Source organism: Staphylococcus sp. AntiMn-1 (assembly GCF_001663395.1).
GTDB classification, from domain to species: domain Bacteria; phylum Bacillota; class Bacilli; order Staphylococcales; family Staphylococcaceae; genus Staphylococcus; species Staphylococcus equorum.
Genome location: NZ_CP012968.1, coordinates 1516657 through 1541544 on the forward strand (window position 1 = coordinate 1516657; position 24888 = coordinate 1541544).

Below are 24888 nucleotides of genomic sequence, written 5' to 3' on the forward strand. Positions count from 1 at the left end.
TATCGAATGAAAATGATATCCTAGTTTTTAAAGAATGATTTAAATTTTCTATTATTAAATAAAAAGCGCCTCTCAAAGGCGAACTAACACATTTGAGAGGCGCTATAATCTAAAAAGTTCACTTTTAGTGATTAAACTTATGATTCTGTTGTTTCTTTATCTTTCTTTTTTTCTTTTCTATCTTGAATATTATATTTAAATTCTTTGCCATCATGATCAATTTCGACTTTTTTACCTTCAATTTGATTACCGTCTAAAATTAATTCACTTAGGTTATCTTCTACTGTTTTTTGAATTGCACGAATTAATGGTCTAGCACCATACTCTGGATCGTAGCCTTCTTCAGCAATTTTTTCTTTTGCGGCATCTGTAACTTCGATGTTGATATCTTGTTCAGATAGACGATCTGTTAGTTTGTTAATCATCATTGTTACAATTTCTTTCAATTCTTCTTTAGAAAGTTTGTGGAATACAATAGTATCATCAACACGGTTTAAGAATTCTGGACGGAAAGCATTTTTCAATTCTTTCATCATTGTGTTACGAATTGTTTCGTAATCTTGGCCTTCTGATGCGCCACCGAAACCTGCAAAGCGTTGATCTTGTAATTCTTGTGCACCAACGTTTGATGTCATAATAATTACTGTATTACGGAAATCTACACGACGTCCTTTTGTATCAGTAAGATGTCCATCATCAAGCACTTGTAACAAGATGTTAAATACATCTGGATGTGCTTTTTCAATTTCATCAAATAAGATAACTGAATAAGGTTTACGTCTTACTTTTTCAGTCAATTGACCACCATCATCATGTCCTACATAACCTGGAGGCGCACCAACTAAACGACTGACTGCATGTTTCTCCATAAATTCACTCATATCCACACGAATCATTGCGTCATCTTCACCAAACATAGACTCTGCTAAAGCACGAGCTAATTCAGTTTTACCTACACCTGTAGGACCTAAGAAGATAAAGCTACCGATAGGACGTTTAGGATCTTTCAATCCAGCTCTCGCACGTCTAACTGCTTTACTGATAGACGTTACAGCAGCTTTTTGTCCAATAACTCTGTTATGAAGTGTATCTTCTAAGTTTAATAAACGATCTGATTCAGTTTCATTAATTTTCGTTAATGGAATACCAGTCCAGCCAGCGATAACTTCTCCGATATCTTCTTCTGATAAAGAAGTATTGTCGCCATTTTGTGCGTTCTTCCAATTATTATTAGCTTCTTCGTATTGTTTTTCTAATTTCGTTTGTTTATCACGAAGATTTGCTGCATTTTCAAATTCTTGTGAATGTACTGCAGCATCTTTTTCATTTTTAACTTGCTCAATTTCTTGTTCTAATTCTTTCAAGTTCGGTGGTGTAGTATGACTTCTAAGTCTAACTTTAGAACTTGCTTCATCAATTAAGTCGATTGCTTTATCAGGTAAGAAACGATCTGAAACATAACGGTGACTTAAAGTAGCTGCTGAAATTACTGCTTCATCAGAAATGTTAATACGGTGATGTGCTTCATAACGATCACGTAATCCTTTTAAGATTTCAATTGTATCTTCAACTGTTGGTTCATCGACTTGAACTGGTTGGAAACGACGTTCAAGCGCCGCATCTTTTTCAATGTTTTTACGGTATTCATCTAATGTCGTTGCGCCGATACATTGTAGTTCTCCTCGTGCAAGTGCAGGTTTCAAGATGTTTGATGCATCAATAGCACCTTCCGCACCGCCTGCGCCAACTAATGTGTGTAATTCATCGATGAATAGTATAACGTCACCTGCTTGATGAATTTCTTCCATTACTTTTTTCAAACGCTCTTCAAATTCGCCTCGATATTTCGTGCCAGCTACAACTGTTCCCATATCAAGTGACATTACGCGTTTGCCTTTAAGTGTCTCAGGCACTTCATTTTTAATAATCGATTGAGCCAGGCCTTCTGCAATTGCAGTTTTACCTACACCTGGTTCACCAATCAGTACTGGGTTATTTTTAGTACGACGACTTAAAACTTCAATTACTCTTGTAATTTCTTTGTCTCTACCAATAACTGGATCTAGTGTGCCATCTTTTGCAATAACAGTTAAGTCACGTGCAAGGCTATCTAAGGTTGGTGTGTTATTAGATTTATTAGCTTGTGCATTTTTATTACTTAACTCTGGACTACCTAATGCTTTAACAACTTGTGCACGTGCTTTAGTTATATTTAAGTCTAAGTTTGCAAATACACGTGCTGCTACACCTTCATTTTCTCTAATTAAACCAAGTAAAATGTGTTCTGTTCCCACGAAATTATGGTGTAATTTTCTCGCTTCATCCATTGATAATTCAATGACTTTTTTCGCACGAGGTGTGTAGTGTAAAGCGCCCATTTGTTCTTGACCATGGCCGATTAATTTTTCTACTTCTTCTACTACTTTTTCTTCAGTAATTTCAAATGATTCTAATACTTTAGCTGCAATACCTTCAGGCTCTTTCATCAACCCTAAAAGTAAATGTTCTGTTCCAATATTTGAATGATTTAAGCGAATTGCTTCTTCTTGAGCATGTGCTAATACACGCTGTGCACGTTCTGTCAGTCTACCAAATAGCATAGCATGACCTCCTAATTTATATGTTCTCTTAATATATCTGCTCTTTTTTCATTTACTACTCTGTCATCTTCATCATCTAATAAGAATGGCGATTGTATTGCTACCATTAACTCATTAAATTTGAAGTTTTCTAGTTCAATATAGCCTAAATCAATACCGAGTTTCACTTCACTTAATCTCAGTGATGCTTCCTCCATAGATATCAGTCTACTATATTTTAATATTCCTAACGAACGATATACTCGGTCCAATGTTTCAATGTGATTGTGACGGTTCATACGTTCGCGAATTTGCATTTCTTCATTAATGATTTGTTGTACAACTTCAGTTAAACTTTCGATGATTTCTTCTTCCGTTTTTCCTAAAGTCAGTTGATTTGAAATTTGATAAATATGGCCATAAACTTGCGAACTTTCACCAAATATTCCTCTTATCGTAAAACCAAATCTGTTAATCGTTTGAGCGATGCGATTCATACGCTTCATAATTGTTAAACCAGGTAAATGAAGCATCACGCTCGCACGCATGCCAGTTCCAATGTTTGTCGGACAAGTTGTTAAATAACCTAATGTTTCATCAAAACTTACATCCAACTCACTATCAAGTGTATCATCTATAGTAGAAGCATTCTCGTACAATGTTTGCAGTGATAAATCATTTCCCATAGCTTGAATTCGAATATGATCTTCTTCATTCACCATGATACTCAATGATTCATCATCGTTGAGCAACACTGCTGAGGCAGGTTGTCTGATTAATTCAGGACTTATGAGATGTTTCGCAACAAGTTTATACTTGCTTTGCTGATCCATAGTATCTAAGCGTTGCATAAACAAGTCAGGAAGCGCATCCTGTACCTCATTAATCACTCTATAACCATCCTGCTCTGACGGAAACATTAATGGATGGACATGATTTTCTAAGTTTCTAGCCAATCGGATTCTTGAAGACATCACGACAGGGCTTTCTTCTTTATCGCGCATCCATTCACTCATGTATGCACTAATATCATTATCACTCATCATGTTTCACCTCGCCATCGTCTTTCAATGCTTTAATTTCATCCCGAACAATTGCAGCTTCTTCAAAATTCTGATCTTCAATAAGCTGATTTAAATATGAATTTTTTCTTCAATTTGTTTTTTTAGTGCTAATTTTCTATGCGAAGATCGAGGTGTTTTTCCTGTATGTTCTATTTGACCACCCTGCACACGACGCACAATGTCGACAATGTCATCTTTAAAAGTTGCATAGCAGTTTGCACAACCAAATTTACCAACATGTGCAATATCTTTTAACGTCATATGACAAGTAGGACATCTTTTTTCTTCTTTAAAAGCAATTTCATCAAAATCAATACCATGTTTAGCTGCTAAGTGCTGTAAAATTTGTTTTACCACAAATGCGCCTTCAATATCATCTTGGGATTGTAACTGTTGATTTTGTGTCCAAGGATTGCCACCCTGAGCACATGTCGAACAAACCCATTTTTCATTTACACCGTCTTGTCCTTTTACTGCTAATTTAACTTCTGCTTCGTTTAAATGACAATTTTCGCATAGCACGACTAAACACCTCGCTTTAGTAATAATTTATTACAGGTAATAAACGTTTAATAATATTAGCCCGTATAATATCTCTCGATAATACATCCATTTTTAATGTTTCTCTATCAATGACAGCATAAATCATTTTTGCTTCACGTTCATTGATATATTTTTATCTAATAAACCATCTATAATGTAATATGCTTGTTGCTGAGAAATGGATGGTCCTATTAATTGAAGTAAGTGATTAATGTAACCTGTTTCATCTTTATTTTCAATTTTGGTGATTCGGATGTACCCACCGCCACCCCTTTTACTTTCAATTTCATAACCATGTTCATTTGTAAAACGTGTTTTAATTACATAATTCAGTTGAGAAGGCACGCAGTCAAAGCGCTGTGCAATATTTGCACGTTGAAGTTCTACAACGTCTTTATTGGTGTCTTCAAATAATTTCTTAATGTACTGTTCTATGATGTCAGACATATTGTGCATGATTATCACCTCTTTTGACCTTCTTTGACTATATTATATGACCAACTTTGACCTTTTTCAACCAATATGATTAAAAAATATTAGTTTAAGGATGTAAGTGCTCTCACTTTTATTGTATTATAGGTAGTAAGAAAAAATAAAAGGGATGAAAAATATGCATATTATTATCGGTTTAATTGGGATTGTAGTATTTCTTGGGTTAGCCTTTCTTTTCAGCTCCGACAGAAAAAATGTTCGCTGGCAATATGTTGGGTTATTACTTGTAATACAACTTATCATGGCGTTTATTTTGTTAAAAACACAATTTGGGATTACAGTCATTAGTGGTATTTCAGCAGGCTTTAATTACTTATTAGCACAAGCAGCAGAAGGTGTAAATTTCGTATTTGGTGGATTTGAATACATAGATCCAGAGAATCCTCCATTCTTCTTTAACGTATTATTACCAATTGTTTTCATATCAGCATTAATTGGTATTTTACAATATACTCGTATTTTACCTGTAATTATTAATGTCTTAGGTTTAGTTATATCTAAAATTAATGGTATGGGTCGTTTAGAATCATATAACGCTGTTGCAGCAGCAATTTTGGGACAATCAGAAGTATTTATTTCGTTGAAAAAGGAACTTGCTCATATTCCAAGTCAACGTCTTTATACTTTAACTGCTTCAGCAATGTCTACCGTGTCTGCATCTATTATCGGTGCTTACTTCGCGTTAATTGAACCACGTTTTGTTGTTACAGCAGTCGTGTTAAACCTCTTCGGTGGTTTCATTATTGCTTCTATCATCAACCCTTACAAAGTTGATCCAAAAGAAGATAAATTAATTCTTGAAGAAAGTGAAACAAATAAGCAATCCTTCTTCGAAATGTTAGGGGAATACATTTTAGATGGGTTTAAAGTAGCAGTCATCGTAGGCGCAATGTTAATTGGTTATATTGCTATTATTGCTTTACTAAATGGCTTAGTTAGTGCCATTTTCACTGGTATTTCAGGTGGTAGTATTACTTGGGACTTCCAAACACTAATCGGTTTCGTATTTGCACCATTCGCATTCTTAGTAGGTGTGCCATGGAATGAAGCTGTACAAGCTGGTTCTATTATGGCAACGAAATTATTATCAAATGAATTTGTAGCAATGCAAAGTCTAAGTGAAGTTAAAAACATGAGTGAACACGCAAAAGGTGTTATCTCAGTATTCGTAGTATCATTCGCAAACTTTAGTTCTATCGGTATTATCTCTGGCGCAATCAAATCGCTTAACAACGAAAAAGGCGATGTAGTAGCACGATTCGGTATAAAATTATTATTCGGTGCTACTTTAGTTTCATTTATTTCTGCAGCCATTGCAGGGTTCTTTATTTAAAATTTAATATAAAAAAGAGCGATAAGGTATCAACACCTTATCGCTCTTTTTTATACTTTTTCAATTACGGTCGGTTTAACAATCGCTTCAATGAAGTATTGTGTGACTCTATAATCATCCGTTAATTCAGGATGAAATGAAACTCCTAAATAACAGCCTTGTTGAACAGCTACAATTTTGTCACCCTCTGTGCTAAGTACACTAGCCTCACCATGCACACTTTCTATATGAGGAGCTCTAATAAATACACCTTCAATATCTTTGGCAATTCCTTTCACATCTAACTCACTTTCAAAGCTATCAACTTGTCGGCCAAAAGAATTCCTTTGAACAGTAATATTCAGTTTATCTAAATAACCTTCTTCGCCAACAATATTCGCTGCTAAGATAATTAAGCCAGCGCAAGTACCAAACATAGGTAATGTGGATTGTTGCAAAGCATCTTTGAATCCATATAGATTCATTAAGCGTCGTAAGGTAGTAGATTCTCCGCCTGGTATAATCAATCCATCAATGTCATCCAACTGTTCGATACGCTTAACTGCTACACCTTCATGACCACTTAGCGCAATATGACGTATATGTTCTCTCACAGCGCCTTGTAAGGCTAAAACACCAATTTTCATATTACCATCCACGCTCTTGCATACGCTCTTCTAATGATAACTCATTGATATCTAAGCCTTTCATTGCTGTGCCTAATTCTTTAGCTAGACGTCCAATTAGTTCGTAGTCTTGGTAATGTGTAGTTGCTTGTACAATTGCTTTAGCAAATTTTTCTGGATCTTCTGATTTAAAAATACCAGATCCTACAAATACTCCGTCTGCACCTAATTCCATCATTAAAGCAGCATCTTGAGGCGTTGCTACACCACCAGCTGCAAAATTAACTACTGGTAATTTACCATTTTCTTTAATGGATTTTAAAATTTCGTATGGTGCACCAATATTTTTAGCCTCAGTCATAATCTCATCGTCATGCATAACTGTTAAACGACTCACTTCTGAATTGACCTGACGCATATGTCTAACTGCTTCTACGATGTTCCCAGTACCTGGCTCACCTTTAGTACGTAACATTGCAGCACCTTCACCAATACGGCGTGCAGCTTCACCTAAGTTACGGCAACCACATACAAATGGTACAGTGAATGTATCTTTACGTAAATGATACTCTTCATCAGCTGGTGTTAATACTTCAGATTCATCGATATAGTCAACACCCATAGATTCTAATACACGAGCTTCAGTTATATGACCAATACGTCCTTTAGCCATAACTGGTATAGAAACAGCATTCATAACTTCTTCTACAATTTTAGGATTAGCCATACGTGCCACGCCACCTGCAGCTCTAATGTCAGAAGGCACGCGCTCTAATGCCATTACTGCAACAGCACCTGCATGCTCAGCTATCTTAGCTTGTTCAGCATTTACAACGTCCATAATGACGCCGCCCTTTTGCATTTCCGCCATTCCTCTTTTAACTCTTTCAGATCCAATTACTTTAGACATATTTACTTAACCCCTTTACTTAGTTGATTAAATTCATTTTAAAAGATAAACTGGTATTTAAAAAGGGACAATTATAGATTAATTTAGGAGGTCAGTTGTAATGACAAAAGAGCATTTATACATCAATCTATACGAGAATCTAAAAAAACAAATCATTGAAGGCCAATATAAATCAGGAGATAAATTTCCTTCAAAACGCGCGTTAGGGCAACATTTATCTGTAAGCAATACAACAATCGAACATGCTTATCAAATCCTATCAGATGAGGGGTACATATTCGCCAAGCCACGATCAGGCTATTTTGTATCTGACGTTGAAACTTTACCAATTATTACCAGAGAAATACATGCATCAAACACACATCATGAACAAAATAACGACAATCAAACTCAACAAACATATGAATTTGCCTTTAACTTATCAGAAATAGATGCAGAATACTTTCCTATGCAACAATTCAGAAAATATGCGCGCGATGCTTTTGAAGATAGCCAATTAAACTTACTACAACATGCAAATCCCAAAGGAGAATGGACATTACGCCAAGAAATAGCGCATTATTTATTTAATAGTAGAGGCGTAGCATGTCATCCAGAACAAATCATTATTGGTTCTTCTACAGAACAACTTATTAATTTAGTGACTGATATATTGAATAAAGGCCGCTTTTTAATTGAAAATCCTAGCTATCCACCCATCAAACAAGTTTTAGACAAAAAACAAATTACTTATCTTCAAGTACCTGTGAACAATACAGGAATTGAACTAGAATATTTCAACGAATCTAATAATAATATTGCTTATGTTACACCTTCTCATCAGTTCCCTACCGGCTATGTGATGAATTTAAAAAAGCGTACTCAACTTATTCATTGGGCACAGCAATTTGAAAATAGATACATTATTGAAGATGATTATGATTCGGAATTCCGTTACTTTGGAAAGCCTATTCCTGCATTACAAAGTTTAGATACAAAAGATAAAGTCATATATATTAGTACATTCTCAAAATCTTTATTCCCAAGTTGCAGAGTTGCCTACCTAGTATTACCTAAAAAATTGTTAAAATTATATAATACACTAGAAAATAAAGAAGGTAATACAGTGCCTTCACATATACAAAAAATGGTGGCAAGCTTCATGCAGTCAGGTAGTTTTGAGAGACATTTAAATAAAATGAGAAATGTTTATAGAGACAAACTTAAATTTATATTAGATGCACTCAAACCCTATGAAGAACAATTAGAAATTGATGGTACATTAGCAGGCATGCACTTTACACTAACTGTAAAAAATGGCTTGACTATGACGCAATGTTTAAAAAATGCAGAAGAAAACAAATTGAAAATTATTCCTTTTAGTAAATATGATAAATCACAACAATCTGTAAAATTCATTTTAGGTTTTGGTGGTATACCTTTTTCACAACTAGAAGGACATACCAATGCACTAATTCGTTCTCTGACAATTTTAAAGCATGACTAATATCTAAAGCACTATTTTCTTGCCAGCAAGATTAGTAGTGCTTATGCAAGTAAAGTATCATTTTTTAATTTATAAAGAACCACTTTTTCGCTTGCGAAATTAGTAGTTCTTATACAAGAGCACCAGCTTTTGTAATCCTTAAATTAAACTCATCTCTATCGGACCATCCTCTCTTTTTTGCGCATAAAAAAAGAGACCTCTCGGTCTCGGCTCATCGCATCCTATAATGCTGCCTGTAAAGCCCCACTTCTCAATTTATTGAGTCTAGTGAGACTTACAAATGAGTTAAAACTCATTTGTCTCTTTACCTACTCTTGCGAAACGTAAGTCGGCTACCATCGACGCTAAGAAGCTTTAAAGCACTACTTTCTTGCCTGCAAGATTAGTAGTGCTTATGCAAGAGCCACAGCTCTTGTAAACACTTAATATTTCCCTTACTCACTTACCGCTTGTAAGCTCGTCTCGTCTTTCGCTCAGTTCGTCAGCTTCTAAAGAACTACTTCTCAAAATCATTGGGATTAGTAGTTCTTACACATGAGCTTCAGCTTATGTGCTCATGGCTTAAACCAGCTATTTTTGGAAGTTAAGCTCCTTTTGCGCACAAAAAAAGAGACCTCTCGGTCTCGGCTCATCGCATCCTAAATGCTGCCTGGCAACGTCCTACTCTTGCGGAACGTAAGTCCGACTACCATCGGCGCTAAGGAGCTTAACTACTGTGTTCGGCATGGGAACAGGTGTGACCTCCTTGCCATTGTCACCAGACAATGAACTGTATAAAAAATTATACATTCAAAACTAGATAGTAAGTAAAATTTGATAATGCCAAACAAAACACTTTTAAATTTGATTAAGTCTTCGATCGATTAGTATTCGTCAGCTCCACATATCGCTATGCTTCCACCTCGAACCTATTAACCTCATCATCTTTGAGGGATCTTATAACCGAAGTTGGGAAATCTCATCTTGAGGGGGGCTTCATGCTTAGATGCTTTCAGCACTTATCCCGTCCATACATAGCTACCCAGCGATGCCGTTGGCACGACAACTGGTACACCAGAGGTATGTCCATCCCGGTCCTCTCGTACTAAGGACAGCTCCTCTCAAATTTCCTGCGCCCACGACGGATAGGGACCGAACTGTCTCACGACGTTCTGAACCCAGCTCGCGTACCGCTTTAATGGGCGAACAGCCCAACCCTTGGGACCGACTACAGCCCCAGGATGCGATGAGCCGACATCGAGGTGCCAAACCTCCCCGTCGATGTGAACTCTTGGGGAGATAAGCCTGTTATCCCCGGGGTAGCTTTTATCCGTTGAGCGATGGCCCTTCCATGCGGAACCACCGGATCACTAAGTCCGTCTTTCGACCCTGCTCGACTTGTAAGTCTCGCAGTCAAGCTTCCTTATGCCTTTACACTCTATGAATGATTTCCAACCATTCTGAGGAAACCTTTGAGCGCCTCCGTTACTCTTTAGGAGGCGACCGCCCCAGTCAAACTGTCCATCTGACACTGTCTCCCACCATGATAAATGGTGCGGGTTAGAAATCCAACACAGCAAGGGTAGTATCCCACCAACGCCTCGACGTAAGCTGGCGCTCACGTTTCAAAGGCTCCTACCTATCCTGTACAAGTTGTACCGAATTTCAATATCAGACTACAGTAAAGCTCCACGGGGTCTTTCCGTCCTGTCGCGGGTAACCTGCATCTTCACAGGTACTATGATTTCACCGAGTCTCTCGTTGAGACAGTGCCCAAATCGTTACGCCTTTCGTGCGGGTCGGAACTTACCCGACAAGGAATTTCGCTACCTTAGGACCGTTATAGTTACGGCCGCCGTTTACTGGGGCTTCGATTCGTAGCTTCGCCGAAGCTAACCACTCCTCTTAACCTTCCAGCACCGGGCAGGCGTCAGCCCCTATACATCACCTTACGGTTTAGCAGAGACCTGTGTTTTTGATAAACAGTCGCTTGGGCCTATTCACTGCGGCTCTCCTGGGCGTTAACCCTAAAGAGCACCCCTTCTCCCGAAGTTACGGGGTCATTTTGCCGAGTTCCTTAACGAGAGTTCGCTCGCTCACCTTAGAATTCTCATCTTGACTACCTGTGTCGGTTTGCGGTACGGGCACCAAAATTCTAGCTAGAGGCTTTTCTTGGCAGTGTGAAATCAACGACTCGAGGAAACAATTTCCTCTCCCCATCACAACTTGACCTTAAGAGTGCCGGATTTGCCTAACACTCAGTCTCATTGCTTGGACGTACAATCCAATAGTACGCTTCGCCTATCCTACTGCGTCCCCCCATCGCTTAAAACGAAATTTGGTGGTACAGGAATATCAACCTGTTATCCATCGCCTACGCCTATCGGCCTCAGCTTAGGACCCGACTAACCCAGAGCGGACGAGCCTTCCTCTGGAAACCTTAGTCAATCGGTGGACGGGATTCTCACCCGTCTTTCGCTACTCACACCGGCATTCTCACTTCTAAGCGCTCCACATGTCCTTGCGATCATGCTTCAACGCCCTTAGAACGCTCTCCTACCACTGTCCTTACGGACAATCCACAGCTTCGGTAATATGTTTAGCCCCGGTACATTTTCGGCGCAGTGTCACTCGACTAGTGAGCTATTACGCACTCTTTAAATGATGGCTGCTTCTAAGCCAACATACTAGTTGTCTGGGCAACGCCACATCCTTTTCCACTTAACATATATTTTGGGACCTTAGCTGGTGGTCTGGGCTGTTTCCCTTTCGAACACGGACCTTATCACCCGCGTTCTAACTCCTAAGATAAAATTGATTGGCATTCGGAGTTTGTCTGAATTCGGTAACCCGATAAGGGCCCCTCGTCCAAACAGTGCTCTACCTCCAATAATCATTACTTAAGGCTAGCCCTAAAGCTATTTCGGAGAGAACCAGCTATCTCCAGGTTCGATTGGAATTTCTCCGCTACCCACAACTCATCCGCTCACTTTTCAACGTAAGTCGGTTCGGCCCTCCATTCAGTGTTACCTGAACTTCAGCCTGGTCATGGGTAGATCACCTGGTTTCGGGTCTACGACCAAATACTCAACGCCCTATTCAGACTCGCTTTCGCTACGGCTCCACATTAACTGCTTAACCTTGCATCAAATCGTAACTCGCCGGTTCATTCTACAAAAGGCACGCCATCACCCATTAACGGGCTCTGACTACTTGTAAGCACACGGTTTCAAGTTCTATTTCACTCCCCTTCCGGGGTACTTTTCACCTTTCCCTCACGGTACTGGTTCACTATCGGTCACTAGAGAGTATTTAGCCTTGGGAGATGGTCCTCCCGGATTCCGACGGAATTTCTCGTGTTCCGTCGTACTCAGGATCCACTCAAGAGTGAACAAACTTTCGACTACAGGATTATTACCTTCTTTGATTCATCTTTCCAGATGATTCGTCTAATTTGTTCTTTTGTAACTCCGTATAGAGTGTCCTACAACCCCAACAAGCAAGCTCGTTGGTTTGGGCTCTTCCCGTTTCGCTCGCCGCTACTCAGGGAATCGATTTTTCTTTCTCTTCCTGCGGGTACTAAGATGTTTCAGTTCCCCGCGTCTGCCTTCAGATATGCTATGTATTCACATATCGATAACACGACATAACTCGTGTTGGGTTTCCCCATTCGGAAATCTCTGGATCAAAGCTTACTTACAGCTCCCCAAAGCATATCGTCGTTAGTAACGTCCTTCGTAGGCTTCTAGTGCCAAGGCATCCACCGTGCGCCCTTAATAACTTAATCTTTTCGACCTTCAACACGATAAAATCGGTTGAAAACCTAAAATGTTATTAATCTGTGAGTGTTCTTTCGAACACTAGCGATTATTTCTATTTTTTTGAATTCAAGCTTTTTAAAACTCTAATTCACTCGGTTTTGCTTGGTAAAATCATAAATTTTACTTACATATCTAGTTTTCAATGTACAAAATAACGCAATGAATACTCGTAATGAGCATTCAAAACTGAATGCAATATGTCAATATCATTCCTCTTCATCTTCTCAAGGAAGATGTTCCGAATATATCCTTAGAAAGGAGGTGATCCAGCCGCACCTTCCGATACGGCTACCTTGTTACGACTTCACCCCAATCATTTGTCCCACCTTCGACGGCTAGCTCCATAAATGGTTACTCCACCGGCTTCGGGTGTTACAAACTCTCGTGGTGTGACGGGCGGTGTGTACAAGACCCGGGAACGTATTCACCGTAGCATGCTGATCTACGATTACTAGCGATTCCAGCTTCATGTAGTCGAGTTGCAGACTACAATCCGAACTGAGAACAACTTTATGGGATTTGCATGACCTCGCGGTTTAGCTGCCCTTTGTATTGTCCATTGTAGCACGTGTGTAGCCCAAATCATAAGGGGCATGATGATTTGACGTCATCCCCACCTTCCTCCGGTTTGTCACCGGCAGTCAACCTAGAGTGCCCAACTAAATGCTGGCAACTAAGTTTAAGGGTTGCGCTCGTTGCGGGACTTAACCCAACATCTCACGACACGAGCTGACGACAACCATGCACCACCTGTCACTTTGTCCCCGAAGGGGAAGGCTCTATCTCTAGAGTTTTCAAAGGATGTCAAGATTTGGTAAGGTTCTTCGCGTTGCTTCGAATTAAACCACATGCTCCACCGCTTGTGCGGGTCCCCGTCAATTCCTTTGAGTTTCAACCTTGCGGTCGTACTCCCCAGGCGGAGTGCTTAATGCGTTAGCTGCAGCACTAAGGGGCGGAAACCCCCTAACACTTAGCACTCATCGTTTACGGCGTGGACTACCAGGGTATCTAATCCTGTTTGATCCCCACGCTTTCGCACATCAGCGTCAGTTACAGACCAGAAAGTCGCCTTCGCCACTGGTGTTCCTCCATATCTCTGCGCATTTCACCGCTACACATGGAATTCCACTTTCCTCTTCTGTACTCAAGTTTCCCAGTTTCCAATGACCCTCCACGGTTGAGCCGTGGGCTTTCACATCAGACTTAAGAAACCGCCTACGCGCGCTTTACGCCCAATAATTCCGGATAACGCTTGCCACCTACGTATTACCGCGGCTGCTGGCACGTAGTTAGCCGTGGCTTTCTGATTAGGTACCGTCAAGATGTGCACAGTTACTTACACATTTGTTCTTCCCTAATAACAGAGTTTTACGATCCGAAAACCTTCATCACTCACGCGGCGTTGCTCCGTCAGACTTTCGTCCATTGCGGAAGATTCCCTACTGCTGCCTCCCGTAGGAGTCTGGACCGTGTCTCAGTTCCAGTGTGGCCGATCACCCTCTCAGGTCGGCTACGTATCGTTGCCTTGGTAAGCCGTTACCTTACCAACTAGCTAATACGGCGCGGGTCCATCTATAAGTGATAGCAAAACCATCTTTTACTTTAGAACCATGCGGTTCCAAATGTTATCCGGCATTAGCTCCGGTTTCCCGAAGTTATTCCAGTCTTATAGGTAGGTTACCCACGTGTTACTCACCCGTCCGCCGCTAACTTCAAAGGAGCAAGCTCCTTTGAAGTTCGCTCGACTTGCATGTATTAGGCACGCCGCCAGCGTTCATCCTGAGCCAGGATCAAACTCTCCATAAATGAATTATGATGTTTGATTAGCTCATAAAATACTAATTTGTGTGTTATCTCTAACACGTTTGAACCAACAATTTAATGTTGTGTTCGGAATTAACGTTGACATATTGCAATTCAGTTTTCAATGTTCATTTCTTAATCACAAGACTTAATTCTACAGGTTATGACTTAAAAAGTCAATAACTTTTCGAAATTAATTTTTGTTTTCTTTAATACTTCCATAAAAAAACGACCCAAAGGTCAAAATGCTGCCTGGCAACGTCCTACTCTTGCGGAACGTAAGTCCGACTACCATCGGCGCTAAGGAGCTTAACTACTGTGTTCGGCATGGGAACAGGTGTGACCTCCTTGCCATTGTCACCAGACAATGAACTGTATAAAAAATTATACATTCAAAACTAGATAGTAAGTAAAATTTGATAATGCCAAACAAAACACTTTTAAATTTGATTAAGTCTTCGATCGATTAGTATTCGTCAGCTCCACATATCGCTATGCTTCCACCTCGAACCTATTAACCTCATCATCTTTGAGGGATCTTATAACCGAAGTTGGGAAATCTCATCTTGAGGGGGCTTCATGCTTAGATGCTTTCAGCACTTATCCCGTCCATACATAGCTACCCAGCGATGCCGTTGGCACGACAACTGGTACACCAGAGGTATGTCCATCCCGGTCCTCTCGTACTAAGGACAGCTCCTCTCAAATTTCCTGCGCCCACGACGGATAGGGACCGAACTGTCTCACGACGTTCTGAACCCAGCTCGCGTACCGCTTTAATGGGCGAACAGCCCAACCCTTGGGACCGACTACAGCCCCAGGATGCGATGAGCCGACATCGAGGTGCCAAACCTCCCCGTCGATGTGAACTCTTGGGGGAGATAAGCCTGTTATCCCCGGGGTAGCTTTTATCCGTTGAGCGATGGCCCTTCCATGCGGAACCACCGGATCACTAAGTCCGTCTTTCGACCCTGCTCGACTTGTAAGTCTCGCAGTCAAGCTTCCTTATGCCTTTACACTCTATGAATGATTTCCAACCATTCTGAGGAAACCTTTGAGCGCCTCCGTTACTCTTTAGGAGGCGACCGCCCCAGTCAAACTGTCCATCTGACACTGTCTCCCACCATGATAAATGGTGCGGGTTAGAAATCCAACACAGCAAGGGTAGTATCCCACCAACGCCTCGACGTAAGCTGGCGCTCACGTTTCAAAGGCTCCTACCTATCCTGTACAAGTTGTACCGAATTTCAATATCAGACTACAGTAAAGCTCCACGGGGTCTTTCCGTCCTGTCGCGGGTAACCTGCATCTTCACAGGTACTATGATTTCACCGAGTCTCTCGTTGAGACAGTGCCCAAATCGTTACGCCTTTCGTGCGGGTCGGAACTTACCCGACAAGGAATTTCGCTACCTTAGGACCGTTATAGTTACGGCCGCCGTTTACTGGGGCTTCGATTCGTAGCTTCGCCGAAGCTAACCACTCCTCTTAACCTTCCAGCACCGGGCAGGCGTCAGCCCCTATACATCACCTTACGGTTTAGCAGAGACCTGTGTTTTTGATAAACAGTCGCTTGGGCCTATTCACTGCGGCTCTCCTGGGCGTTAACCCTAAAGAGCACCCCTTCTCCCGAAGTTACGGGGTCATTTTGCCGAGTTCCTTAACGAGAGTTCGCTCGCTCACCTTAGAATTCTCATCTTGACTACCTGTGTCGGTTTGCGGTACGGGCACCAAAATTCTAGCTAGAGGCTTTTCTTGGCAGTGTGAAATCAACGACTCGAGGAAACAATTTCCTCTCCCCATCACAACTTGACCTTAAGAGTGCCGGATTTGCCTAACACTCAGTCTCATTGCTTGGACGTACAATCCAATAGTACGCTTCGCCTATCCTACTGCGTCCCCCCATCGCTTAAAACGAAATTTGGTGGTACAGGAATATCAACCTGTTATCCATCGCCTACGCCTATCGGCCTCAGCTTAGGACCCGACTAACCCAGAGCGGACGAGCCTTCCTCTGGAAACCTTAGTCAATCGGTGGACGGGATTCTCACCCGTCTTTCGCTACTCACACCGGCATTCTCACTTCTAAGCGCTCCACATGTCCTTGCGATCATGCTTCAACGCCCTTAGAACGCTCTCCTACCACTGTCCTTACGGACAATCCACAGCTTCGGTAATATGTTTAGCCCCGGTACATTTTCGGCGCAGTGTCACTCGACTAGTGAGCTATTACGCACTCTTTAAATGATGGCTGCTTCTAAGCCAACATACTAGTTGTCTGGGCAACGCCACATCCTTTTCCACTTAACATATATTTTGGGACCTTAGCTGGTGGTCTGGGCTGTTTCCCTTTCGAACACGGACCTTATCACCCGCGTTCTAACTCCTAAGATAAAATTGATTGGCATTCGGAGTTTGTCTGAATTCGGTAACCCGATAAGGGCCCCTCGTCCAAACAGTGCTCTACCTCCAATAATCATTACTTAAGGCTAGCCCTAAAGCTATTTCGGAGAGAACCAGCTATCTCCAGGTTCGATTGGAATTTCTCCGCTACCCACAACTCATCCGCTCACTTTTCAACGTAAGTCGGTTCGGCCCTCCATTCAGTGTTACCTGAACTTCAGCCTGGTCATGGGTAGATCACCTGGTTTCGGGTCTACGACCAAATACTCAACGCCCTATTCAGACTCGCTTTCGCTACGGCTCCACATTAACTGCTTAACCTTGCATCAAATCGTAACTCGCCGGTTCATTCTACAAAAGGCACGCCATCACCCATTAACGGGCTCTGACTACTTGTAAGCACACGGTTTCAAGTTCTATTTCACTCCCCTTCCGGGGTACTTTTCACCTTTCCCTCACGGTACTGGTTCACTATCGGTCACTAGAGAGTATTTAGCCTTGGGAGATGGTCCTCCCGGATTCCGACGGAATTTCTCGTGTTCCGTCGTACTCAGGATCCACTCAAGAGTGAACAAACTTTCGACTACAGGATTATTACCTTCTTTGATTCATCTTTCCAGATGATTCGTCTAATTTGTTCTTTTGTAACTCCGTATAGAGTGTCCTACAACCCCAACAAGCAAGCTCGTTGGTTTGGGCTCTTCCCGTTTCGCTCGCCGCTACTCAGGGAATCGATTTTTCTTTCTCTTCCTGCGGGTACTAAGATGTTTCAGTTCCCCGCGTCTGCCTTCAGATATGCTATGTATTCACATATCGATAACACGACATAACTCGTGTTGGGTTTCCCCATTCGGAAATCTCTGGATCAAAGCTTACTTACAGCTCCCCAAAGCATATCGTCGTTAGTAACGTCCTTCGTAGGCTTCTAGTGCCAAGGCATCCACCGTGCGCCCTTAATAACTTAATCTTTTCGACCTTCAACACGATAAAATCGGTTGAAAACCTAAAATGTTATTAATCTGTGAGTGTTCTTTCGAACACTAGCGATTATTTCTATTTTTTTGAATTCAAGCTTTTTAAAACTCTAATTCACTCGGTTTTGCTTGGTAAAATCATAAATTTTACTTACATATCTAGTTTTCAATGTACAAATAAAAATGGTGGCCTAAGTGGACTCGAACCACGACCTCACGCTTATCAGGCGTGCGCTCTAACAGCTGAGCTATAGGCCATTCATTTATAGAATACTCTAATGAGCATTCAAAACTGAATACAATATGTCAATATCATTCCTCTTCATCTTCTCAAGGAAGATGTTCCGAATATATCCTTAGAAAGGAGGTGATCCAGCCGCACCTTCCGATACGGCTACCTTGTTACGACTTCACCCCAATCATTTGTCCCACCTTCGACGGCTAGCTCCATAAATGGTTACTCCACCGGCTTCGGGTGTTACAAACTCTCGTGGTGTGACGGGCGGTGTGTACAAGACCCGGGAACGTATTCACCGTAGCATGCTGATCTACGATTACTAGCGATTCCAGCTTCATGTAGTCGAGTTGCAGACTACAATCCGAACTGAGAACAACTTTATGGGATTTGCATGACCTCGCGGTTTAGCTGCCCTTTGTATTGTCCATTGTAGCACGTGTGTAGCCCAAATCATAAGGGGCATGATGATTTGACGTCATCCCCACCTTCCTCCGGTTTGTCACCGGCAGTCAACCTAGAGTGCCCAACTAAATGCTGGCAACTAAGTTTAAGGGTTGCGCTCGTTGCGGGACTTAACCCAACATCTCACGACACGAGCTGACGACAACCATGCACCACCTGTCACTTTGTCCCCCGAAGGGGAAGGCTCTATCTCTAGAGTTTTCAAAGGATGTCAAGATTTGGTAAGGTTCTTCGCGTTGCTTCGAATTAAACCACATGCTCCACCGCTTGTGCGGGTCCCCGTCAATTCCTTTGAGTTTCAACCTTGCGGTCGTACTCCCCAGGCGGAGTGCTTAATGCGTTAGCTGCAGCACTAAGGGGCGGAAACCCCCTAACACTTAGCACTCATCGTTTACGGCGTGGACTACCAGGGTATCTAATCCTGTTTGATCCCCACGCTTTCGCACATCAGCGTCAGTTACAGACCAGAAAGTCGCCTTCGCCACTGGTGTTCCTCCATATCTCTGCGCATTTCACCGCTACACATGGAATTCCACTTTCCTCTTCTGTACTCAAGTTTCCCAGTTTCCAATGACCCTCCACGGTTGAGCCGTGGGCTTTCACATCAGACTTAAGAAACCGCCTACGCGCGCTTTACGCCCAATAATTCCGGATAACGCTTGCCACCTACGTATTACCGCGGCTGCTGGCACGTAGTTAGCCGTGGCTTTCTGATTAGGTACCGTCAAGATGTGCACAGTTACTTACACATTTGTTCTTCCCTAATAACAGAGTTTTACGATCCGAAAACCTTCATCACTCACGCGGCGTTGCTCCGTCAGACTTTCGTCCATTGCGGAAGATTCCCTACTGCTGCCTCCCGTAGGAGTCTGGACCGTGTCTCAGTTCCAGTGTGGCCGATCACCCTCTCAGGTCGGCTACGTATCGTTGCCTTGGTAAGCCGTTACCTTACCAACTAGCTAATACGGCGCGGGTCCATCTATAAGTGATAGCAAAACCATCTTTTACTTTAGAACCATGCGGTTCCAAATGTTATCCGGCATTAGCTCCGGTTTCCCGAAGTTATTCCAGTCTTATAGGTAGGTTACCCACGTGTTACTCACCCGTCCGCCGCTAACTTCAAAGGAGCAAGCTCCTTATCCGTTCGCTCGACTTGCATGTATTAGGCACGCCGCCAGCGTTCATCCTGAGCCAGGATCAAACTCTCCATAAATGAATTATGATGTTTGATTAGCTCATAAAATACTAATTTGTGTGTTATCTCTAACACGTTTGAACCAACAATTTAATGTTGTGTTCGGAATTAACGTTGACATATTGCAATTCAGTTTTCAATGTTCATTTAAATAATATGGTGGAGACTAGCGGGATCGAACCGCTGACCTCCTGCGTGCAAAGCAGGCGCTCTCCCATCTGAGCTAAGCCCCCATATAAATTTTAAAGAGTCGGGAAGACAGGATTCGAACCTGCGACCCCTTGGTCCCAAACCAAGTGCTCTACCAAGCTGAGCTACTTCCCGTACATAATTTAATTGATTAACACTTTTAAAGATGGTGCGCCCGACAGGGGTCGAACCTGTAACCTCTTGATTCGTAGTCAAGTACTCTATCCAGTTGAGCTACGGGCGCTATATTAAAAATGATGGTGCCGAGGACCGGAATCGAACCGGTACGGTGATCTCTCACCGCAGGATTTTAAGTCCTGTGCGTCTGCCAGTTCCGCCACCCCGGCAAAAATAATGGAGCAGAAGACGGGATTCGAACCCGCGACCCCGACCTTGGCAAGGTCGTATTCTACCGCTGAACTACTTCTGCAAATGAAACTGTATGAGCCATAGTGGGCTCGAACCACTGACCCTCTGATTAAAAGTCAGATGCTCTACCAACTGAGCTAATGGCTCATGAAATGGTGCCGGCCAGAGGACTTGAACCCCCAACCTACTGATTACAAGTCAGTTGCTCTACCAGTTGAGCTAGGCCGGCTATCATGAAGTGATGGAGAATGACGGGTTCGAACCGCCGACCCTCTGCTTGTAAGGCAGATGCTCTCCCAGCTGAGCTAATTCTCCACATAATTTTTAATAAAAGCCTGGCAACGTCCTACTCTTGCGGAACGTAAGTCCGACTACCATCGGCGCTAAAGAGCTTAACTACTGTGTTCGGCATGGGAACAGGTGTGACCTCTTTGCTATTGCCACCAGACAAATTAACTTACTCAATTAATAATACATTGTTTGTTAATCTTTTGCAATAGTCAATTTTACACTATCTTAAAGATTTGTTTACAAGACTTTTACTTGAGTTATGTATATAGTGCTTGTCGTTTTTGACGACTTTTATATATTAATTCATTTTCACTTTAATGTCAATGCTTTTCGAATATTTCTCGAAAAGAAATATTTTAAATGCTTATATATGTCTTGTTTCGTTTCCTTAACTCGACTTGAATAATCTTATCACATAGAATCTATCTTTACCATACCTTTTTTAGTATATTATTATATTTTAATAGCATTATAATACTTAATTGTATCTTATTACTAATTTAATTAATTTATTTAGTACTTAAACCCTCTATTCTCTCTTATTTTTAGTATCTCTATAGAGATACTAAAACAAAAAACAGACCATATATTACGTCTCACCAGTGTGAAATCGTAACATATGATCTAGTTTAAATGATTAAATCAATTATCTCTTAGTTTAAACCAAGCTTTAAATAATCTATTTTTGTTTCATATAAGGGAATAACAATACATCACGGATAGAAGCAGAATCAGTAAGTAACATTACTAATCTATCAATACCAATACCTAAACCACCTGTTGGAGGCATTCCGTACTCTAATGCTTCAATGAAATCTTCATCCATTTCGTGCGCTTCATCATTACCTTCTTCTTTTTCTACTAATTGCGCTTCAAATCTTGCTCTTTGATCAATAGGATCATTTAATTCTGTGAATGCATTACCGTGTTCTCTACCTACTATGAATAATTCAAAGCGATCCGTAAATCTTGGGTCCTCTGGATTTTTCTTAGCTAGTGGTGAGATTTCGATTGGGTGTCCATAAATAAACGTTGGTTGAATTAATGTTTCTTCAACTTTTTGCTCAAAGAACTCATTTAAGATATGACCATATTTCATATTATCTGTTATTTCAATGCCATGTTCTTTAGCTAATGATTTAGCTTCTTCATCAGTTTGCACCTCGAAGAAGTCCACACCTGTTTCTTCTTTAACAGCATCAGCCATATGAACTCGTTTCCAATCAGATTCTAAATCTATAATTTCTTCGCCATAGTTTACTTTAGCAGTACCAAGTACTTTTTCAGAAATATGTCTAATCATATTCTCAGTTATATCCATGATATCGTGATAGTCAGCATACGCTTCATATAATTCAATCATAGTGAATTCTGGATTATGTCTTGTTGATACGCCTTCGTTTCTGAAAACACGTCCAATTTCATAAACTTTTTCTAATCCACCTACGATTAAACGTTTCAAATGTAATTCAATTGCAATTCGCATATATAGTGTTGCGTCTAAAGCATTATGATGTGTTTCGAAAGGACGCGCAGCAGCTCCACCAGGAATTTGGTGCATCATAGGTGTTTCTACTTCTAAAAATCCTCTTTGATTTAAGTAATTACGCATTTCTTGTAATATCTTACTGCGGTTAATAAATGTTTGCGTGCTATCTTGATTTGTAATTAAGTCAAGGTAACGTTGACGATAACGCTGTTCGATATCTTGTAAACCGTGGAATTTATCAGGTAATGGACGTAATGCTTTAGTCAACAACGTGAATGTTTTAGCTTTAACAGACAATTCACCTGTATTCGTTTTGAACATTACACCTTCTATACCTACAATGTCTCCTAAGTCTGCAGAATTCCAAACTTCAAATTGTTCGTCTCCTACTTGGTCTTTTCTTACGTAAATTTGTATTTGACCAGTTAAATCTTGAACATGAGCAAATCCAGCTTTACCTTTTCCACGTTTAGTCATTAGACGACCGGCGATACTTACGTTGCTTTCATCTTCTTTGTCATGTAATTCTTCTTTTGTATATGCGTCCCAATCTTCATGCAATGGGGCAGCCGTAGAAGTACGTTCAAATTTTTGACCAAAAGGATCGATACCTAAATCGTATAATTCTTGTAATTTTTGGCGGCGGACTTGCATTTGGTCGTTCATTTCTTCTGACATTACTTTCTCTCCTTTATGCTTCTTGTTCTAATTTTTATTATTCTTTAGCTTCAATCTTCACTTGGAACGTTTGATAGTTATCTATCATTTGTTGTTCTGTTTATTTCAAAGCTTTTCTAGTCTTACCATATAGATACAGCACACATTAAACCCACACCCATTTTTAACTGTACGTTTAAATGTAACGTTATCTACATTAGCCATAGGAGCAAGAATTACTCTATTATATATCTATACGACTCCCGTTTTCCACATATTTTATAACTATAAACCTTTATACTCTTTGACTGAATCGTCTGCCGTTACTATACTTCCAATTTTTTTATTGGAATGAGGTTCTACACAATCTGATGCTATATCATTTAACGGTATAAGTACAAATGCACGCTCTAGCATACGTGGATGCGGAACGTTCAGATTTTCTTCATCAATAATATGATTACCAAACAATAAAATATCAACATCTAAAGTTCTAGGGCCCCAACGTATATCTCTTACTCGGTGTAACTGCTGTTCAGTATGGAGACACTCTTTTAATAAATCTTGTGGAGTTAAGGATGTATAAATTTCAATACATTGATTTAAAAATTGTGGTTGGTCGACATAACCTACTGGCTCTGTTTCATATATCGGGGATTTTTGCGTTACTTGAATGCCATCTGTATTATCTAATATACGGATTGCTTCATCAAGTTGTGACGCTCTTTCTCCAACATTACTTCCTAATCCTAAATAAGCATATTCCATTAGAGATTCTCCCTCACTATTTCAACGCCTACACCATCATAATGGCCAGGTATAGGTGGATTTTCTTTAGTGATTCTAACTTTCGTTTCCATTACACGATTATAGTGTGAATTTATACGTTTTGCAATACGTTCAGCTAGATGCTCTAATAAATTTACAGGCTTGCCTTCCATGATTGCTTTTACTTCTTCAAAAACTTCACCATAATGGACTGTATCTGTAACCTCATCAGATTGCCCAGCCATACTCAAATCAACTTTCATTGTGACATCGACAATAAATATTTGTCCAATATCATTTTCAGCTGGCAGCGCACCATGATAACTATAGAATCTCATACCATTAAGAAATATTGTGTCGCTCATCGTCATTCTCCTTTAAATAGTCCATGCTTTGTCCTAATCGAACATTTAATGCGACATTATGAACTCTTACCGCTTTTACGCCTTTCATTATACCATACGCAGTAGTAGCTGCCGTACTTTCATCACGTTCGGTAGGCGTTGTTTCTGTACCTATCATTTCTTTTATGAACCTTTTTCTACTTGTTGCTAATAGCACTGGATAACCTGTAGCTACCAATTCATCTAAACGTGACATAACTTCTTTTTCTTCTTCACGTGTTTTGGCAAATCCAATTCCTGGATCAATCCATACTTTATGTTGAGGTATACCTGCCATTTCCGCTTTATTTGCTTGTTTTAATAAATACAGCAACATCTCATCCACTACCGGTTCTGTTCTTTGACCATCTCCATTGTGCATGAGTACGATCTCACCATTGTATTTCGCTACTACATTGAAAATACGTTCATCATAGTGTCCTGCCCATTGATCATTAATCATCGTGGCACCTAATTTCATTGCAGCTTCTGCCACTTCACTTCGATAGGTATCTATAGATAGTTGTACATCTAATTCAGCCAACGCACTTACAACAGGGACAACACGCTCCAACTCTTCCTCAACGCTTATCTCTTCAAAACCTGGACGGGTAGATATCCCACCAACATCTATAATATCTACACCTTCATCCATCATTTCTTTTGCTCTCTTAATCGCTTTTTCAACTGTATTATATTTACCACCATCAGAAAAAGAGTCAGGAGTTACATTTAATATGCCCATAATTTTTGTATGCGTCATAATTATTCTTCTTCCTTTCACTTTATAAATGATTTCTCTTATGTATTATATTTACTATTCTATAATAACGTTAATTTTCAATTTTTTCAGTAA

10 protein-coding genes, 9 tRNA genes, 7 rRNA genes and 2 pseudogenes are annotated in these 24888 nt (G+C 40.7%); 2 read left to right on the forward strand and 26 right to left on the reverse strand.

All coding sequences use genetic code 11. The features are described 5' to 3' along the window. Positions 1-137: 137 nt before the first annotated feature. The 4 genes and pseudogenes from AOB58_RS07470 to AOB58_RS07485 form a co-directional block, all read right to left on the reverse strand. Positions 138-2600: an ATP-dependent Clp protease ATP-binding subunit gene (locus AOB58_RS07470; protein WP_046464994.1), complete on the reverse strand. Its 2463-nt coding sequence runs from the start codon at positions 2598-2600 to the stop codon at positions 138-140. Positions 2601-2611: 11 nt separating this feature from the next. Beyond that, on the reverse strand, positions 2612-3622 hold the full coding sequence (locus AOB58_RS07475; protein ID WP_021339720.1) for a protein arginine kinase: 1011 nt from the start codon (positions 3620-3622) through the stop codon (positions 2612-2614). Then, positions 3615-4165, reverse strand: a pseudogene (locus tag AOB58_RS07480) (UvrB/UvrC motif-containing protein). Before AOB58_RS07480 ends, AOB58_RS07475 begins: the two are co-directional and overlap by 8 nt. Positions 4166-4181: 16 nt before the next feature. Further along, positions 4182-4642, reverse strand: a pseudogene (locus AOB58_RS07485) (CtsR family transcriptional regulator). A gap of 154 nt (positions 4643-4796) precedes the next feature. Between AOB58_RS07485 and AOB58_RS07490 the strand changes: the two are divergent. Continuing rightward, complete coding sequence (locus tag AOB58_RS07490) at positions 4797-6011, forward strand: NupC/NupG family nucleoside CNT transporter (protein WP_002508590.1); 1215 nt, start codon at positions 4797-4799, stop codon at positions 6009-6011. Positions 6012-6061: 50 nt separating this feature from the next. Here the strand turns inward: AOB58_RS07490 and pdxT are convergent, their stop codons facing one another. Together pdxT and pdxS are read right to left on the reverse strand one after the other, a co-directional pair. After that, positions 6062-6637: a pyridoxal 5'-phosphate synthase glutaminase subunit PdxT gene (pdxT, locus tag AOB58_RS07495; protein WP_046464993.1), complete on the reverse strand. Its 576-nt coding sequence runs from the start codon at positions 6635-6637 to the stop codon at positions 6062-6064. Between the two features lies 1 nt (position 6638). Further along, entirely contained in the window at positions 6639-7526 is an 888-nt protein-coding gene (gene pdxS, locus AOB58_RS07500; RefSeq protein WP_064783205.1) for a pyridoxal 5'-phosphate synthase lyase subunit PdxS, read from the reverse strand. A 100-nt stretch (positions 7527-7626) separates the two neighbouring features. On the opposite strand from pdxS, the gene pdxR reads away from it, so the two are divergent. Continuing rightward, positions 7627-9012: a MocR-like pyridoxine biosynthesis transcription factor PdxR gene (gene pdxR / locus AOB58_RS07505; RefSeq protein WP_021340032.1), complete on the forward strand. Its 1386-nt coding sequence runs from the start codon at positions 7627-7629 to the stop codon at positions 9010-9012. 647 nt (positions 9013-9659) lie between these two features. Here the strand turns inward: pdxR and rrf (AOB58_RS07510) are convergent. From rrf (AOB58_RS07510) to folP, 20 genes are all read right to left on the reverse strand, one after another. Next, a 5S ribosomal RNA gene (gene rrf / locus AOB58_RS07510) occupies positions 9660-9774 on the reverse strand. A gap of 81 nt (positions 9775-9855) precedes the next feature. Then, positions 9856-12778: ribosomal RNA gene (locus AOB58_RS07515) — 23S ribosomal RNA — on the reverse strand. 288 nt (positions 12779-13066) lie between these two features. After that, positions 13067-14618, reverse strand: a 16S ribosomal RNA gene (locus AOB58_RS07520). Between the two features lie 247 nt (positions 14619-14865). After that, positions 14866-14980, reverse strand: a 5S ribosomal RNA gene (gene rrf, locus AOB58_RS07525). A gap of 81 nt (positions 14981-15061) precedes the next feature. Continuing rightward, positions 15062-17984: ribosomal RNA gene (locus AOB58_RS07530) — 23S ribosomal RNA — on the reverse strand. Positions 17985-18177: 193 nt separating this feature from the next. Next, a tRNA-Ile gene (locus AOB58_RS07535) sits at positions 18178-18249 on the reverse strand. A gap of 102 nt (positions 18250-18351) precedes the next feature. Further along, positions 18352-19904, reverse strand: a 16S ribosomal RNA gene (locus AOB58_RS07540). Positions 19905-20043: 139 nt separating this feature from the next. Beyond that, a tRNA-Ala gene (locus tag AOB58_RS07545) sits at positions 20044-20119 on the reverse strand. Positions 20120-20136: 17 nt separating this feature from the next. Further along, positions 20137-20210 (reverse strand) — tRNA-Pro (locus AOB58_RS07550). Between the two features lie 32 nt (positions 20211-20242). Beyond that, positions 20243-20319, reverse strand: a tRNA-Arg gene (locus AOB58_RS07555). Positions 20320-20333: 14 nt separating this feature from the next. Next, positions 20334-20422, reverse strand: a tRNA-Leu gene (locus tag AOB58_RS07560). Positions 20423-20430: 8 nt separating this feature from the next. Continuing rightward, positions 20431-20505 (reverse strand) — tRNA-Gly (locus AOB58_RS07565). Between the two features lie 13 nt (positions 20506-20518). After that, positions 20519-20591, reverse strand: a tRNA-Lys gene (locus tag AOB58_RS07570). Positions 20592-20597: 6 nt separating this feature from the next. Then, positions 20598-20673, reverse strand: a tRNA-Thr gene (locus tag AOB58_RS07575). Between the two features lie 13 nt (positions 20674-20686). Continuing rightward, a tRNA-Val gene (locus AOB58_RS07580) sits at positions 20687-20759 on the reverse strand. An 18-nt stretch (positions 20760-20777) separates the two neighbouring features. Beyond that, positions 20778-20892: ribosomal RNA gene (rrf, locus tag AOB58_RS07585) — 5S ribosomal RNA — on the reverse strand. The 16S, 23S and 5S rRNA genes sit together here with 9 tRNA genes alongside, the layout of an rRNA operon. Positions 20893-21414: 522 nt before the next feature. Beyond that, a complete protein-coding gene (gene lysS, locus AOB58_RS07590) occupies positions 21415-22902 on the reverse strand; it encodes a lysine--tRNA ligase (RefSeq protein ID WP_002508760.1) in 1488 nt (495 codons plus the stop codon). A 264-nt stretch (positions 22903-23166) separates the two neighbouring features. Further along, the gene (gene folK, locus AOB58_RS07595) at positions 23167-23649 is read right to left on the reverse strand and encodes a 2-amino-4-hydroxy-6-hydroxymethyldihydropteridine diphosphokinase (protein ID WP_002508759.1); all 483 of its coding nucleotides are present in this window, start codon (positions 23647-23649) and stop codon (positions 23167-23169) included. Beyond that, on the reverse strand, positions 23649-24014 hold the full coding sequence (folB, locus tag AOB58_RS07600) for a dihydroneopterin aldolase (RefSeq protein ID WP_002508758.1): 366 nt from the start codon (positions 24012-24014) through the stop codon (positions 23649-23651). The genes folK and folB overlap by 1 nt, the downstream gene beginning before the upstream one ends. Further along, positions 23992-24795, reverse strand: a complete 804-nt coding sequence (folP, locus tag AOB58_RS07605; RefSeq protein WP_002512522.1) for a dihydropteroate synthase — start codon at positions 24793-24795, stop codon at positions 23992-23994. Before folP ends, folB begins: the two co-directional genes overlap by 23 nt. Positions 24796-24888: the final 93 nt, after the last annotated feature.

What these genes read in the sequence shown, in the direction of transcription:
- pdxS (WP_064783205.1), bottom strand. Translation starts at nt 7,526, where the DNA reads ATGTCTAAAGTAATTGGATCTGAAAGAGTTAAAAGAGGAATGGCGGAA.
- pdxR (WP_021340032.1), top strand. Translation starts at nt 7,627, where the DNA reads ATGACAAAAGAGCATTTATACATCAATCTATACGAGAATCTAAAAAAA.
- folB (WP_002508758.1), bottom strand. Translation starts at nt 24,014, where the DNA reads ATGAGCGACACAATATTTCTTAATGGTATGAGATTCTATAGTTATCAT.
- folK (WP_002508759.1), bottom strand. Translation starts at nt 23,649, where the DNA reads ATGGAATATGCTTATTTAGGATTAGGAAGTAATGTTGGAGAAAGAGCG.
- folP (WP_002512522.1), bottom strand. Translation starts at nt 24,795, where the DNA reads ATGACGCATACAAAAATTATGGGCATATTAAATGTAACTCCTGACTCT.
- lysS (WP_002508760.1), bottom strand. Translation starts at nt 22,902, where the DNA reads ATGTCAGAAGAAATGAACGACCAAATGCAAGTCCGCCGCCAAAAATTA.
- AOB58_RS07475 (WP_021339720.1), bottom strand. Translation starts at nt 3,622, where the DNA reads ATGAGTGATAATGATATTAGTGCATACATGAGTGAATGGATGCGCGAT.
- pdxT (WP_046464993.1), bottom strand. Translation starts at nt 6,637, where the DNA reads ATGAAAATTGGTGTTTTAGCCTTACAAGGCGCTGTGAGAGAACATATA.
- AOB58_RS07490 (WP_002508590.1), top strand. Translation starts at nt 4,797, where the DNA reads ATGCATATTATTATCGGTTTAATTGGGATTGTAGTATTTCTTGGGTTA.
- AOB58_RS07470 (WP_046464994.1), bottom strand. Translation starts at nt 2,600, where the DNA reads ATGCTATTTGGTAGACTGACAGAACGTGCACAGCGTGTATTAGCACAT.